The organism is Pseudoxanthomonas japonensis, assembly GCF_043632995.1.
In the GTDB taxonomy this organism is placed as follows: Bacteria; Pseudomonadota; Gammaproteobacteria; order Xanthomonadales; family Xanthomonadaceae; genus Pseudoxanthomonas_A; species Pseudoxanthomonas_A japonensis.
Genome location: NZ_CP171632.1, coordinates 3,230,673 through 3,243,359, shown reverse-complemented (window position 1 = coordinate 3,243,359; position 12,687 = coordinate 3,230,673). Strand labels below are relative to the sequence as shown.

The 12,687-nt window shown below is 67.5% G+C and carries 12 protein-coding genes; 5 read left to right on the top strand and 7 right to left on the bottom strand.

Translation table 11 applies throughout. The features are described 5' to 3' along the window. Positions 1–48 precede the first annotated feature (48 nt). On the bottom strand, positions 49–2,148 hold the full coding sequence (locus ACGHX3_RS15225; RefSeq protein WP_394695493.1) for a phosphoglycerol transferase I: 2,100 nt from the start codon (positions 2,146–2,148) through the stop codon (positions 49–51). Between the two features lie 254 nt (positions 2,149–2,402). On the opposite strand from ACGHX3_RS15225, the gene ACGHX3_RS15220 reads away from it, so the two are divergent. After that, positions 2,403–3,005 carry a hypothetical protein gene (locus tag ACGHX3_RS15220; RefSeq protein WP_394697305.1) on the top strand — a complete coding sequence of 201 codons (603 nt, stop codon included), beginning with the start codon at positions 2,403–2,405 and terminating at the stop codon, positions 3,003–3,005. 224 nt (positions 3,006–3,229) lie between these two features. Here the strand turns inward: ACGHX3_RS15220 and ACGHX3_RS15215 are convergent, their stop codons facing one another. Beyond that, entirely contained in the window at positions 3,230–4,153 is a 924-nt protein-coding gene (locus ACGHX3_RS15215) for a DUF3011 domain-containing protein (protein ID WP_394695492.1), read from the bottom strand. 152 nt (positions 4,154–4,305) lie between these two features. On the opposite strand from ACGHX3_RS15215, the gene aspS reads away from it, so the two are divergent. From aspS to ACGHX3_RS15200, 3 genes are read left to right on the top strand one after another with little or no spacing between them, the layout of a single operon-like run. Continuing rightward, complete coding sequence (aspS, locus tag ACGHX3_RS15210) at positions 4,306–6,057, top strand: aspartate--tRNA ligase (RefSeq protein ID WP_394695491.1); 1,752 nt, start codon at positions 4,306–4,308, stop codon at positions 6,055–6,057. 14 nt (positions 6,058–6,071) lie between these two features. After that, positions 6,072–6,365: a DNA primase gene (locus ACGHX3_RS15205; protein ID WP_394695490.1), complete on the top strand. Its 294-nt coding sequence runs from the start codon at positions 6,072–6,074 to the stop codon at positions 6,363–6,365. Next, positions 6,362–6,889: a GNAT family N-acetyltransferase gene (locus ACGHX3_RS15200; RefSeq protein ID WP_394697304.1), complete on the top strand. Its 528-nt coding sequence runs from the start codon at positions 6,362–6,364 to the stop codon at positions 6,887–6,889. The genes ACGHX3_RS15205 and ACGHX3_RS15200 overlap by 4 nt, the downstream gene beginning before the upstream one ends. A gap of 629 nt (positions 6,890–7,518) precedes the next feature. On the opposite strand, the gene ACGHX3_RS15195 is transcribed toward ACGHX3_RS15200, so the two are convergent. Further along, the gene (locus tag ACGHX3_RS15195) at positions 7,519–8,454 is read right to left on the bottom strand and encodes an alpha/beta fold hydrolase (RefSeq protein WP_394695489.1); all 936 of its coding nucleotides are present in this window, start codon (positions 8,452–8,454) and stop codon (positions 7,519–7,521) included. Between the two features lie 40 nt (positions 8,455–8,494). Further along, complete coding sequence (locus ACGHX3_RS15190) at positions 8,495–8,923, bottom strand: organic hydroperoxide resistance protein (RefSeq protein ID WP_213600679.1); 429 nt, start codon at positions 8,921–8,923, stop codon at positions 8,495–8,497. Between the two features lie 122 nt (positions 8,924–9,045). On the opposite strand from ACGHX3_RS15190, the gene ACGHX3_RS15185 reads away from it, so the two are divergent. Beyond that, a complete protein-coding gene (locus ACGHX3_RS15185; RefSeq protein ID WP_394695488.1) occupies positions 9,046–9,873 on the top strand; it encodes a cupin domain-containing protein in 828 nt (275 codons plus the stop codon). 4 nt (positions 9,874–9,877) lie between these two features. Here ACGHX3_RS15185 and ACGHX3_RS15180 read toward each other — a convergent pair whose 3' ends face one another. Genes ACGHX3_RS15180 through ACGHX3_RS15170 form a run of 3 tightly spaced genes read right to left on the bottom strand, consistent with a single transcriptional unit; the run spans position 9,878 to position 12,560 of the window. Further along, on the bottom strand, positions 9,878–10,996 hold the full coding sequence (locus tag ACGHX3_RS15180; protein WP_394695487.1) for a metallophosphoesterase: 1,119 nt from the start codon (positions 10,994–10,996) through the stop codon (positions 9,878–9,880). Beyond that, positions 10,996–12,015: a FecR family protein gene (locus ACGHX3_RS15175; protein WP_394695486.1), complete on the bottom strand. Its 1,020-nt coding sequence runs from the start codon at positions 12,013–12,015 to the stop codon at positions 10,996–10,998. The genes ACGHX3_RS15180 and ACGHX3_RS15175 overlap by 1 nt, the downstream gene beginning before the upstream one ends. Next, the gene (locus ACGHX3_RS15170) at positions 12,012–12,560 is read right to left on the bottom strand and encodes an RNA polymerase sigma factor (protein WP_313929109.1); all 549 of its coding nucleotides are present in this window, start codon (positions 12,558–12,560) and stop codon (positions 12,012–12,014) included. Before ACGHX3_RS15170 ends, ACGHX3_RS15175 begins: the two co-directional genes overlap by 4 nt. Positions 12,561–12,687: the final 127 nt, after the last annotated feature.

Below are 12,687 nucleotides of genomic sequence, written 5' to 3'. Positions count from 1 at the left end.
CCAAGCCGCCGCGCCGCCTTGCACGGCGCGGTCGTTGCCATCAGGCCATCAGGAACGCGGACGGCCCGAGACGCGGGTCATGGCGATGCCCTCCAGCGGCATCTCCTCGGTGTAGTCCAGCCACGCGCGGATCACCAGGTCGTCCACGGCGGTGTCCAGCCACATTGGCAGGCGGATCTGGTCGCCGGCGCCCGGCGCCACGTTCACCCATTCGCGCGCATGGATCACCTTGCCATCCGCGGACACGGCTTCCAGCCAGAACGGATGACTGGGCAACCGCTGCGGGCGCAACCGCACCTGGTACTGCCCGGCCAGCATCCGCCGCGATTCGATGCTCAGGGTCAACGGCCGGCGAGGGCGTGGGCGCGGTTCGTTGCTGGCTTCCAGCGGCGTATCGATCTTCACGCCGCGCGCGAGGTCGGCATCGGCGTACAGCTTCAGGTCGTTGTTGCGGTCCACCAGCAGCGCGCACCATTCGCCCAGCGGCAGCGCATCCTCGAACGCCGTGCAGCGGTCGACATAGGCCAGCACGTTGTCGGGATCGCGCATGAACTGGCGCGGCGCGTCCTCCAGCACGATCGAGCTGATGTTCCAGGTCTTGTCGTACTCCAGCATCACCGGCGGGCGGATCTGCTGGTCGCCCACCACCACGTGGTCGCCGTCCATCCGCAGCGTGCCGGTGTCGCGCCCCATCCAGAGCTGGCGCGCGTAACCCAGGTAGGGGCGATACCCAGACGCATCGCCCTCGCGGGCGGCGAGGCTCGCACCATCCCTGGGCGGATCCGCCAGCAGCGAACGACCGAAGCCCAGCGCGGTCAGCTGCGGATGCAGCATCTGCAGGACCGTCGCGCCAGTATCGAGCGTGCTGCCGCCACGGTCGATCTGGCCCGCGGGCAGGTCGGGCGCCAGCATCAGCAACAGGTTCTCGCGCGGCATGTCCGCCAGCACGCTACTGAGATCGTTCGGCATGGCCAGGTGATCGGAGGCGATCACGATGAGGGTGTCCTGCGCATACGGGCTGTTGCGGATCTTCTCCACCAGCGAGGAAATCAGGCGGTCGGTGCACTTGAGTGCGTTGAGCAGGCCGACATCGCCATGACGGCTCTCGTAGCGCTCCCCCTTGCACGACACCGGCAGGTGGCCGGCAGGGTGGTGCGTATCCATCGTCAGCGTGGTCAGCATGAAGGGCGTGCCGCGCGCCGACAGGGTCAGGAAGTCCTCGAACACGTCATCGAGCAGGACATCGTCGTGGATGCCCCAGTCCGAGAAGTGCTCGCGCGCGACGCCCGCCTGCTCGTAATAGCTGCGTTCCTTGATCCGGTCGAAGCCGTGGCTGGCGAGGAAGCTGCCCTTCGCAGCGAACGAGGCATCCGCGCCGCCGCTGAAATGCAGGCGGTAGCCCTGCTGCTTCAGGTAGTCGCCCAGGCAGTACGCGCCGGGCAGGAAGCGGCCCATGCGGCCCATCGCGTTCTCGTCGCCGCGCGCCGTCGTCAACGGCACGCCGCACATCGACGACACCAGGCCGGCGATGGTCCAGCCGCTGCCTTCCGGCGACGCGATGCCGCGGAAGTCGGCCGCCTGTCCCGCCAGGCGCGACAGATGCGGCATCAGGTCCGGAAAGACCTGCGGGTCCAGGTACGTGCGCTCGAGGCTCTCGCCGTAGATCCAGACGATGTTGCGTGCCCGCTCCACGGGGACGTGCGGGATGGCGTATTCGGCGGACACGGCGGTGACGTCGGTCGGCAGCGTGGCCCGGTAGAGCCGCAGTCCATCGGCGAAGAGCGGACTGCCCACGACCGCTGCGACGAAGGTGACGGCGAATGCCGCCGACAGCCATCCGCCGTGCCGGCGCATCCGGAAGCGGCGCACGCGAAGCAGCAGCAGCGAGGCCAGGGCGAGCAGGGAGAACACGACGAATACCGCGATGACGTTGCGGAACTCCGCGATGCCCGCGCCCTTCAGGCCGGTCTGCAGGTGGTAGAGCGTGGCGGCATTGATGCCATCGCCACTCAGGCGATCCACCAGCCACCACAGCGCGAGCGACAGCAGCCATGCACAGAACACGGCCGCCTTGACGCGGCGCCAGCGGGGCGACGCCACCAGCAGGCAGGCGAGCAGCAGCGAGCACGGAACAAGCCAGAGGGACATCGTTCAACCCTCCTGCATCGTTGCGCGGCTCCTTGCCCTCGATGGCGCGTGCGGTCGCAAGAACGTCATGAGTCGGTCAATCCCCTGCAACATGGATATGCCGACGCTGCCATGCGCAAACTGAACATGATGTCGTCACGCGCGTATCGCGTCCGCATGCGTCCGCACCATTCGCGCCTGTGACGTGCCTGCATTGCGCGGTATAAAGGAGCATTGCACCAGCGTGGGGAAACAGGATGAAGCGGACCGTGTGGATGATGGGTGGATACGCGTTGCTGGCCCTGGGCGCAGCGGCCTCGGCGCATGGCAGGGAGGCGCCGCTGCCGGCGGACGCGTTCCTCGCGTCACTGGCCGAGCATTGCGGCAAGGCCTACGTCGGCCGCATCACCGCGAACCAGCCGGCATCGACAACGCCCGACCCGTTCGAAGGCAAGACGCTGATCATGCACGTGCGTGGCTGCGACGCGCCGACCGAGGAGATCCGCGTGCCCTTCCATGTCGGCGACGATCATTCGCGCACCTGGGTGCTGACGCGCACGGAGAACGGTTTGCGGCTCAAGCACGACCACCGACATGAAGACGGCAGCCCGGATCCGGTGACGATGTACGGCGGCGACACGGCGGTGGCGGGAACGCCGCAGCGCCAGGCGTTCCCGGTGGACGCCGAATCGATAGCGATGTTCGAGCGGGAAGGGCTGGCGGCCTCGGTGACCAACACCTGGGCAATGGAAATGGTGCCGGCGAAGACCTTCGTTTACGAACTCAGTCGGCCGAACGGAAGGCTGTTCCGGGTAGAGTTCGACCTGGGCACGCCGGTTGAACTGCCGCCAGCGCCGTGGGGTACCGGCGAGGGCTGAAGCGCGCGTCTCGTCGCCAGGCAGGACCTGCAAGCGTCAACATGGGTCCCAGCTTTCGCTGGGACGACGAAAGCCAGAGATAACTCGACGCCGTCGTCCCAGCGAAAGCTGGGACCCAAATGGACGTTGGCTGCACGTCATATCGCGCAACTCTGTTGAAGCACGTCGCTGGGTCCCGGCCTTCGCCGGGATGACGGCTCTGGGAGGATCCAGCGCGACCGGATTCAGCGCGGTCCGAAGCGGCCGCGGCAACCGCGGTCCACCCACACCTGGTTGCCGGCGTAGCCCCAGCTGTAGCCTTCGCGGCAGCTGGTGTTGGACAGCTGCTGCAGCAGGATCGGCCGGCCCTGACGGGCGTCGTAGGCGCAGGTCCTGCGGCGGTTGTCGTCGCTGCTGCAGGTGACGCTGTAGTCGCCGTTGCCGCCGCCCCAGCCCGTGCCTGAATCGCGGAACTCGGCGCGGCAGCCGCTGCGCACCCAGACCATGCCCTGGCGCTGGCCCCAGTTCTGGTTCTCGGTGCAGCGGGTGGAGGACAGGTTCCGCTGAACCACCGCGCGGCCACGGAAGCTGGTGCGGCATTCGCGATAGGCATTGTTGGCGCTCTCGCAGGTCACCACGCCGCCATTGCCGCCGCCCCAGCCACCGCCGGACGTGCCTTCGGCGAATCGGCCACGACAGCCGCGGTCGACCCAGACCGTGCCGTTGCCGCTGCCCCAGTTCTGGCCCTCGACGCAGCGCGTGCCGGACAGGTTCTGGACGAGGACGGCGTTGCGGCGGAAGCCGGTCTGGCATTCGCGGCGGCGGTTGTCCTTGCTTTCGCAGGTGATCTGGCCACCGGAGGGTGGCGGGTTCGGGTTCCAGCCTCCGTTGTTGCCGCCGAGCGACTGGGCGATGTCCTGCTTGATGCGGCTGAAGGTCCAGTTGGAACGGTTGACCTGGTCCAGATAGAACCGCAACTGGTCGTCGGGGATCCGGCGGCCCCGGGACTGCTCGGAGTATTCGAGGCTGATCACCCGGGTCTGGTCCTGCACGGACAGCGTGCGCAGGTTCTCCGGCGCATAGGCCTTGGGCGTGATCTGGGCGACGGCGCTGCCGGCCGCCAGGGCCAGCAACAGTACGAAAACGGACTGCAACAACGGCTTCTTCATGGCGGCACCCTCCTGGGGAGGCGCCAGCATACGCCGGGAATGTTAATCCGGAGCAGAGGCCGGCCGGGGGAGCGGGTAAACTAGCCGGCTAGGACGGCCGACGGCCGTTGCACCCCTTCCGGCCCCGGCCGGATGACCCCCTGGAGTTCCCCATGCGTACCCATTTCTGCGGCCTCGTCGACGAGGCCATGATCGGCCAGACCGTGACCCTCTGCGGCTGGACCGACGTTGCCCGCAACCTCGGCGGCGTCTGCTTCATCGACCTGCGCGACCACGAGGGCATCGTGCAGGTGACGGTGGACCCGTCCAATGCCGAGGTGTTCAAGGTCGCCGCGTCGCTGGGCTACGAGGACGTGCTGCAGGTCGAGGGCGTCGTGCGCGCGCGCGAAGCCGTCAACAGCAAGATCCGCACCGGCAAGGTGGAAGTGATCGCCACGAACATCACCGTGCTCAACAAGGCCGAGCCGCTGCCGTTCCATCACCACGAGAACCCGGGCGAGGACATCCGCCTGAAATACCGCTACCTGGACCTGCGCAGCGCCGACATGCAGCGCAAGCAGCGCACCCGCATCCGGCTGGTGCAGGCGCTGCGCCGCTGGCTGGACGCGCGCGGTTTCCAGGACATCGAGACGCCGATCCTGACCAAGGCCACGCCGGAAGGCGCGCGCGATTTCCTGGTGCCGGCGCGCATGCATCCGGGCGAGTTCTACGCACTGCCGCAGTCGCCACAGCTGTTCAAGCAGATCCTGATGGTGGCCGGCTTCGACCGCTACTACCAGATCGCGCGCTGCTTCCGCGACGAAGCGCTGCGCGCCGACCGCCAGCTGGAGTTCACCCAGCTCGACATGGAGTTCGCCTTCGTGCGCGAGCGCGACGTGCAGGACGCCGTCGAAGGCATGATCCGCGACATCTTCAAGGAAGTGATGGACGTCGAGCTGGCCAATCCGTTCCCGCGCATGACCTGGGCCGAGGCGATGCGTCGCTACGGCTCGGACAAGCCGGACCTGCGCATCGCGCTGGAACTGGTCGATGTGGCCGAGTTGGTGAAGTCCAGCGAGTTCGCCGTGTTCACCGGTGCCGCCAACGATCCGGATGGCCGTGTCGCCGCGCTGCGCATCCCCGGCGGCGCATCGCTGAGCCGCAAGCAGATCGACGAGTACGCCGCGCATGCCGCCAAGTACGGCGCCAAGGGCCTGGCTTACATCAAGATCGACGAGGCCGGCGCGATCAGCTCGCCGATCCAGAAGTTCTTCGCCGAGGACGCGTTCGCTGCGCTGCTGAAGCAGGTGGGCGCCGGCAATGGCGACATCGTGTTCTTCGGTGCCGGTGGCTACAACAAGGTCTCCGACTTCATGGGCGCGCTGCGCCTGAAGGCCGGCAAGGACTTCGGCCTGGTCCAGGATGGCTGGACGCCGCTGTGGGTCACCGATTTTCCGATGTTCGAGTACGACGATGAAGCGCAGCGCTATGTGGCGCTCCACCATCCCTTCACCGCGCCCGCGGTGGACGACATCGACGACCTGCGCGCGAACGCGAAGACGGCGGTTTCGCGCGGCTACGACATGGTGCTGAACGGCAACGAGATCGGCGGCGGCTCGATCCGTATCCACCGTCCCGACATGCAGAGCGCGGTGTTCGAGCTGCTCGGCATCGGCGCGGAAGAGGCGGAAGCCAAGTTCGGCTTCCTGCTGGATGCGTTGCGCTTCGGCGCGCCGCCGCACGGCGGCATCGCGTTCGGCATCGACCGCATCGCGGCGCTGATGGCCGGCACCGAGTCGATCCGCGACGTCATCCCGTTCCCCAAGACCACCAGCGCCCAGTGCCTGATGACCGGCGCGCCGTCGCCGATCCCGGACGAGCAACTGGCGGAAGTCCACATCCAGGTTCGCCCCAAGAAAGACTGAGAGAGAACCACGCAATGACGGAATACGCTTTTTCGCTGGAGTGGGAACGCCTGGGCAATGACGGCGCCGATGCGGGCCTGGTGACGGAACGCGCGCGCGTGTTCGGCGGCTGGCTGGTGCGCGTCGGCACGTCGCCGGCGGGGATGGCGGTGACCTTCGTGCCGGATGGCCAGGGCCGCTGGGACGGCGAGGACTTCGGCGAAGACGACTACGAAGAAGACGAAGAAGAGTACGAAGAGGAAGAGGACGAGGACGCCGAAGAGGAAGACGAGGCGGACGAAGACGACGAGGAAGAAGAGGACGCATAAGCGTGCGGATCCGTCGCGCCACCGTGGATGATGCGCAGTTCGTCTCCGACCTGGCATCGCGCAGCTTTACCGAGACCTTCGGCCATCTGTATCCGGCCGAAGATCTGGCGGCATTCCTCGCCTATGCGTACGACGTCGAGAAGCAGCGCGTCATCCTGTCTCACCCGGACTACGCGGTGTGGCTGCTGGAGGACGACGGCGTTGCGGTGGGTCATGCCGCCGCCGGTCCTTGCGGCTTGCCGCATCCGGACGTGCAGACGGGCGATGGCGAGCTGAAGCGGCTGTACGTGCTGGCGTCGCATCAGAATGGCGGCTGGGGCGGGAAGCTGTTCGCCGAGGTGGAGCGCTGGCTGTTGAGGGACGGGCCGCGGACCTTGTGGATCGGGGTGTGGTCGGAGAATTTCGGCGCGCAACGGTTCTATGAGCGGCAGGGGTTCGCTCGAGTTGGCGGGTACAAGTTCGCCGTAGGGAAGACGCTGGATGATGAGTTCATCCTGCGGCGTGCGGCTTCTGCCGATGTCTGACCGATAGGAGCGTTCCGCCGGCCCTGCGGGCCAGCGGGTAACTTTTCTTTGTCTGGCCAAAGAAAAGTCACCAAAAGAAAGGCCATTCCCCGACGAAGCAATCCCATCGTGGTGCTGCTATCGGGATTTTCCGACTCGCCATCCTGGCGAGGCGGAAAACGGCGGACATCCTTGTCCGCCGCCCTCCGGGTCTGGTGGGTTCGCGGGAGCGGCAGTGTGGTCAAGCAAGGTCCGAATAGCCGCCGTCATCCCCGCATAGGCGGGGATCCAGCGACTTGCGGCCATGGAAAGCAAAGACACTGGGTTCCCGCTTTCGCGGGAATGACGGGCAGACGCTGCGTTGTTCAGAGAATTCCAGACGATAAGTGCCAGACGGTGGACATCCTTGTTCGCCGCCCTTCGGGTCTGGTGGGATCGCTGGTGCATCGATGCGGTCAAGCGAAGTCCGAATAACCGCCGTCATCCCCGCGTAGGCGGGGATCCAGCGACTTGCGGCCATGGAAAGCAAAGACACTGGGTTCCCGCTTTCGCGGGAATGACGGGAAGACGCTGCGTTGTTCAGAGAATCACTGAAGATCAAAAGCGAACGGCCGCGTGTGCGGCCGTTGCTGTTTGCGGAGGCTTGTTCCTTACTTCTGCAGGAAGTCGAGCAGGTCCTGGTTGACGCGATCCTTGTGGGTGTCGGTCAGGCCGTGCGGGGCGCCTGCGTAGACGATCAGCTTGGCGTTCTTGATCAGCGCGGCGGAGGCCTTGCCGGCGGCGTCGATGGGGACGATCTGGTCGTCGTCGCCGTGGATGACCAGGGTGGGGATGTCGAACTTCTTCAGGTCGGCGCGGAAGTCGGTGGCGGAGAACGCGGCGATGGAGTCGTACGTGTTCTTGTGGCCGGCCTGCATGCCCTGCGCCCACCAGCTGTCGATCAGGCCCTGCGAGACCTTCGCGCCGGGGCGGTTGAAGCCGTAGAACGGGCCCGAGGCGATGTCCTTGTAGAGCTGCGCACGGTTGTCCAGCGAGCCCTTGCGGAGGCCGTCGAAGACCTCGATCGGCAGGCCGCCCGGGTTGTCGGCGGTTTTCAGCATCAGGGGCGGCACGGCGCTGATCAGCACGGCCTTCCTGACGCGGCTGGTGCCGTGGCGGCCGATGTAGCGCGCCACTTCGCCGCCGCCCGTGGAGAAGCCCACCAGGGTCACGTCCTTCAGGTCCAGCGTGTTGATCACGGTGGCCAGGTCGTCGGCGTAATGGTCCATGTCGTTGCCGTCCCACGGCTGGCTGGAGCGGCCGTGGCCGCGACGGTCGTGGGCGACCACGCGGTAACCCTTGGAAGCCAGGAAGATCATCTGCGATTCCCAGCTGTCCGAGGACAGCGGCCAGCCGTGGCTGAAGGTGACGACCGGGCCGTTCTTCGGGCCCCAGTCCTTGTAGTAGAGCTGCACGCCGTCGGCGGTGGTGAGCGTGCTGGCGGTGCGTTCGACGGCGACCGGCGCGGTGGCGGGCTGGGCGGCGAAGCTGGCCTGGGTGGCGACGGCCAGCAGCGTGGCGGCGAGGGTGCGGGTGAAAACATTCATGGGTTCGGTTCCTGCAAGGGGTGGTGGGTCAGGAAAGCGTTCAGTCGGCGAGTACCAGCGTCACGTCGATGTTGCCGCGCGTGGCGTTGGAGTACGGGCAGACGATGTGGGCGGCGTCGACGAGGGCTTGCAGCTGCTCGCGGTCCACGCCCGGGGCGGCGATGGTCAGTTCGGCCTGGATGCCGAAGCCGGTGGGGATCTGGCCGATGCCGACCTTGCCGGTGACGGTGGTGGAGGCGGGCAGGGCGACCTTCTGCTTGCCGGCGACGAACTTCAGCGCGCCCAGGAAGCAGGCCGAGTAGCCTGCGGCAAACAGCTGTTCCGGATTGGTGCCGTCGCCGCCGGCGCCGCCCAGCTCGCGCGGGGTGGTCAGCTTGACGTCGAGTACGCCGTCGGACGAGGTGGCTTGGCCTTCGCGGCCGCCCGAGGCGGTGGCGGTGGCGGTGTAGAGGATCTTTTCGATGGACATGGCGGTTTCCTTGGTGGGTTGGGAAGCGGGAGGCGGGTGGCCGTCCGGTGAGGTGTACTTTGCGCGCCATGCCGGTACGAAAGGTGATATAGAATCCTGAAAACTTGATCTGGAGTTCCGACATGGTCGATCGGCTGGCGGTCCTGCTGGACCGGTTCTCGGTCAGCGCACAGGTGTTCAATGCCGGTGCGCTGTGCGGCATCAATACGCTGGAGGCGGAAACGGGCGTGGGGCAGCTGCACCTGATCCGGCAGGGGCCGCTGGAGGTGGTCTACGGCACCACGTCGCTGCGCATCGACGAGCCCAGCCTGCTGCTGTTCCCGCGCGCGCTGACGCACCGCTTCATCAGCGACGCGGTGCGCGGTGCCGACATGACCTGCGCGACATTGCGGTTCGAGGGCGGCGACCAGAATCCGATCTGTGCGGCGTTGCCCGACGCGGTCTGCCTGCCGCTGTCGGGCATCCGTGGCGCCGGGGACGTGCTGGCGCTGCTGTTCGAAGAGGCCTTCACCCAGCGCTGCGGGCGCACGGCGCTGGTCAACCGCCTGTTCGAAGTGGTGGTGATCCAGGTGTTGCGCCAGCTGATGGAAAGCGGCGAAGTGAAGGGCGGCATGCTCGCGGGGCTGGGACATCCGCGCCTGCGCAATGCCATCGTCGCGATGCACGAGGCGCCGGCGAAGGACTGGTCGCTGGAGGATCTGGCGCGCGTGGCGGGCATGTCGCGCACGGTGTTCGCGTCGACCTTCCGCGAGTCGCTGGGCATCACGCCCGGGCAATACCTGCAGGGGTGGCGCGTCGGCCTGGCGCAGCAGGCGCTGCGGCATGGCAAGCCGTTGAAGGTGGTGGCGTCGGACGTGGGCTACGGCAGCGAAGCCGCGCTGTCGCGCGCGTTCAAGGCGCACAGCGGCGTGTCGCCGCGGGAATGGAAGCGGCAGCAGGTCGCCGCCTGAATATTCAGTCCTTGTCGGGCGGCGCGACCTGGCGCTCGGGCAGCGCCTCGCGCGTGCCGTCCAGCAGGCCGCGACTCAGCTGTCCCTTGTCGATGAAGAGCAGCTGCCCGGACTCGCCGCGCTTGATGCCGCTGTCGATGGCGATGATGCGGCCATCGTGGAAGCTCACCACTTCGTCCATCGTGGTATGCCCGACGACGATGCGCGCCAAGCCGAGCCGGTCGACCAGCGTCCGCACGTCCGGCGTGTCGAGCTCGCCATTGAAATAGCCGCGGTACCAGATCGGGCTGCGCTTGCCGTCGTACAGGCGCGCGGTCGCCGGATCGGCCTTCACCGTGTCCTTGGCGACGCCCAGCGAACCGCGGTACGTCGCGTTGGTGGCATCGATGCCGGCGACCAGGTCCAGGTTCTCCGGCGCGATGCCGCCATGCAGGAACAGCGTGTCGCCCAGCTTCAGCATCACCGGACGCGTGCGCAGCCAGCCGCCGATCACCGTGTCGGCGCCATACAACGCGGAATAGGGACGACCGAGCAGGCGCGCGACCTCGACATACTTCGGATTGATGTAGCGCAGGTCGTCGTAGAGCACCATGGTTTCATGGTTGCCCAGCAGGAAGTGCACCGCGCCGCCGGCGGCATGCGCTTGCTGCTGCAACTGGAACAGCAGCCAGAACACCTCGTTGACCTTGTCGCCGCGATCGAACACGTCGCCGGTGATGACCAGGTGGTCGCGACCGAGCGCCCAGTTGTCGTTGCCGTCGATCACGCGATGCGCGCGCAGCAGCTTCACCATCAGGTCGTACTGCCCGTGGATGTCGGACAGTGCGACGATGCGGCCGCCGGTGTACGGCACGGATTCCGCGTCCGCGACGTGGTTCGGAATCACCGCCGGTCGGTCGTAGCCGCAACGCGGTGCGATCACGGTGTCCTTGCGTCGCTTGCGTTGCACGTCATGTTCGACCTTGCCGTCGCAGACCCACCAGGCGTCATAGCGGCGCGCGGTCGTCTGGAACACGTACGGACCATCGTCGAGCGTCGCTGCGGGCTGTCCGGTGACCTCTTCTGCCACGACCGGCGACAGCCAAGCGAGGGCGAGACCGGCCGCAAGAAGGCGTCTGCGCATCATGGCGATTTACCCAGCACATGCGTGCCGTTGGCGGTGTGGTGTTCCGGGATGCCGTAGACCTCGCCCAGCGCGCCGATGAAGCCGTCGACGTCGTCGCCGCGGAAGACGCCGCTGACGCGCTGGGCGCCGAGTGCGGGGTCCGCCAGCACCACGCGGTTCGTACTGTAGCGATTGAACTCGGCCACGGCCTCGGCGAGCGGCGTGTCGCTGAAGACCAGGCGTCCGCTCAGCCATGCCGGGCGCGCCCCGGCGGCGACTGTCGTCGCGCGCATCTGCATGCGGCCTGCGGACAGGCGCGCTTGCTGGCCCGGCACCAGCACGCCCAGGCGCTGCGCCGGCGCCTCGGCAGCCGCGCGTGCGCGCAGTTCCACGCTGCCTTCGTACAGGGCGACATCGGCCGCGCCGGCTACCTGGGAAACCTCGAACTGTGTACCGAGGGCGCGGACGCTGCCGGCGTCGGTGACCACGTCGAACGGACGCGCGGCGTCCTTGGCCACCTGGAAGAAGGCGCGGCCCTGCTCCAGCACGATATGCCGGCCGCCACGGTCGTAGCGCACGCTGAGGTGCGTGCCCGCGTCCAGGTCGACGCGGGAACCATCGTCCAGCTGCACCGAGCGGCGTTCGCCCACCGCAGTCCGGTAGGCGGCTTCCGTGGGCGCCGTCAGGCGCAGCGCGGCAAAGGTGCCGACGGCCAGCAGCGCGAGCGTCGCGGCCATCGCGGCGGGCCAGCGTCGCCGCGCGGTGCGCGCCTGCACTGGCGCGGCCTGCGGCGCACGCGAAGCCTCGGCGATTCGCCTGCCGATCTCCGGCGACGTCGCAAAGTCGCCGAACGAAGACCACAAGGCCTCCACGCGCGCATAGGCATCGCGATGGTCGCGGCTGGCCTCCAGCCACTGCTGCCACGCCCGCCGGTCGCCTTCGCTGGCATCGTCGGCGCGCAGCCGCACGAACCAGCGGGTCGCCTGCTGGTCGACGCCGTCACTGCCATCGATGAGGGTAAGGTCCGGTCTGCTCATGGCTCCGCCAGGCGCGCCTGCAGGTGGAGCAGCGCGCGCATCATGTGTTTTTCCACCGCACTCACGCTGACCTGCAGTTGCCGCGCGATGGCGGTGTAGGTCATGCCTTCGTAGCGTTGCAGCAGGAACACCTGCCGGCAGCGCGGCGACAGTTCGTCCAGCGCCGACAGCAGGCGTTCCAGCCGCTCCCTGCTTGCGTAGACGTCGTCGGTGGCGGGTTCCTCACTGGGCAATTCGTGCAGGGTGTCGTCGAGCGGGTCGTGCAGCCCGGTGTGGTGGCTGCGTTCGCGCCGGAAACGGTCGCGCAGCAGGTTGGCCGCGATCCGCACCACGTAAGCCTCGGCATGGTCCACCTGCGTAGGCGAGCGCACCAGGCGCATGAGGGCTTCCTGGGCCAGGTCCTCGGCATCCGCCTCGTGCTGCAGGTGCCGGCGGAAGTAGCGCACCAGCATCGGCCGGAAGCGCTGGGCATCGGCCGTCGTGGTGTCGTGGCCGGCTGCGGTGGCGGCGTCGCCACCGGCGTTGCGTTGTGGAATCGGATTCACGCGACGGGTGTCCGGAGGCTGCGGTGCGCAGAGAAAAGTAAGCGGAGGCACCGCGCGACGCAACCGCACGCGACGCAGTGAGGAATCGCCGATGCGCTGCGTCTGCCTTGAAAGGGGAGCGCCATCC

Bases quoted from the DNA above. Each gene is read 5' to 3' on its own strand.
- ACGHX3_RS15215 (WP_394695492.1), bottom strand. From the start codon at position 4,153: ATGAAGAAGCCGTTGTTGCAGTCCGTTTTCGTACTGTTGCTGGCCCTG.
- ACGHX3_RS15225 (WP_394695493.1), bottom strand. From the start codon at position 2,148: ATGTCCCTCTGGCTTGTTCCGTGCTCGCTGCTGCTCGCCTGCCTGCTG.
- ACGHX3_RS15195 (WP_394695489.1), bottom strand. From the start codon at position 8,454: ATGAATGTTTTCACCCGCACCCTCGCCGCCACGCTGCTGGCCGTCGCC.
- ACGHX3_RS15185 (WP_394695488.1), top strand. From the start codon at position 9,046: ATGGTCGATCGGCTGGCGGTCCTGCTGGACCGGTTCTCGGTCAGCGCA.
- ACGHX3_RS15220 (WP_394697305.1), top strand. From the start codon at position 2,403: ATGATGGGTGGATACGCGTTGCTGGCCCTGGGCGCAGCGGCCTCGGCG.
- ACGHX3_RS15175 (WP_394695486.1), bottom strand. From the start codon at position 12,015: ATGAGCAGACCGGACCTTACCCTCATCGATGGCAGTGACGGCGTCGAC.
- ACGHX3_RS15190 (WP_213600679.1), bottom strand. From the start codon at position 8,923: ATGTCCATCGAAAAGATCCTCTACACCGCCACCGCCACCGCCTCGGGC.
- aspS (WP_394695491.1), top strand. From the start codon at position 4,306: ATGCGTACCCATTTCTGCGGCCTCGTCGACGAGGCCATGATCGGCCAG.
- ACGHX3_RS15180 (WP_394695487.1), bottom strand. From the start codon at position 10,996: ATGCGCAGACGCCTTCTTGCGGCCGGTCTCGCCCTCGCTTGGCTGTCG.
- ACGHX3_RS15205 (WP_394695490.1), top strand. From the start codon at position 6,072: ATGACGGAATACGCTTTTTCGCTGGAGTGGGAACGCCTGGGCAATGAC.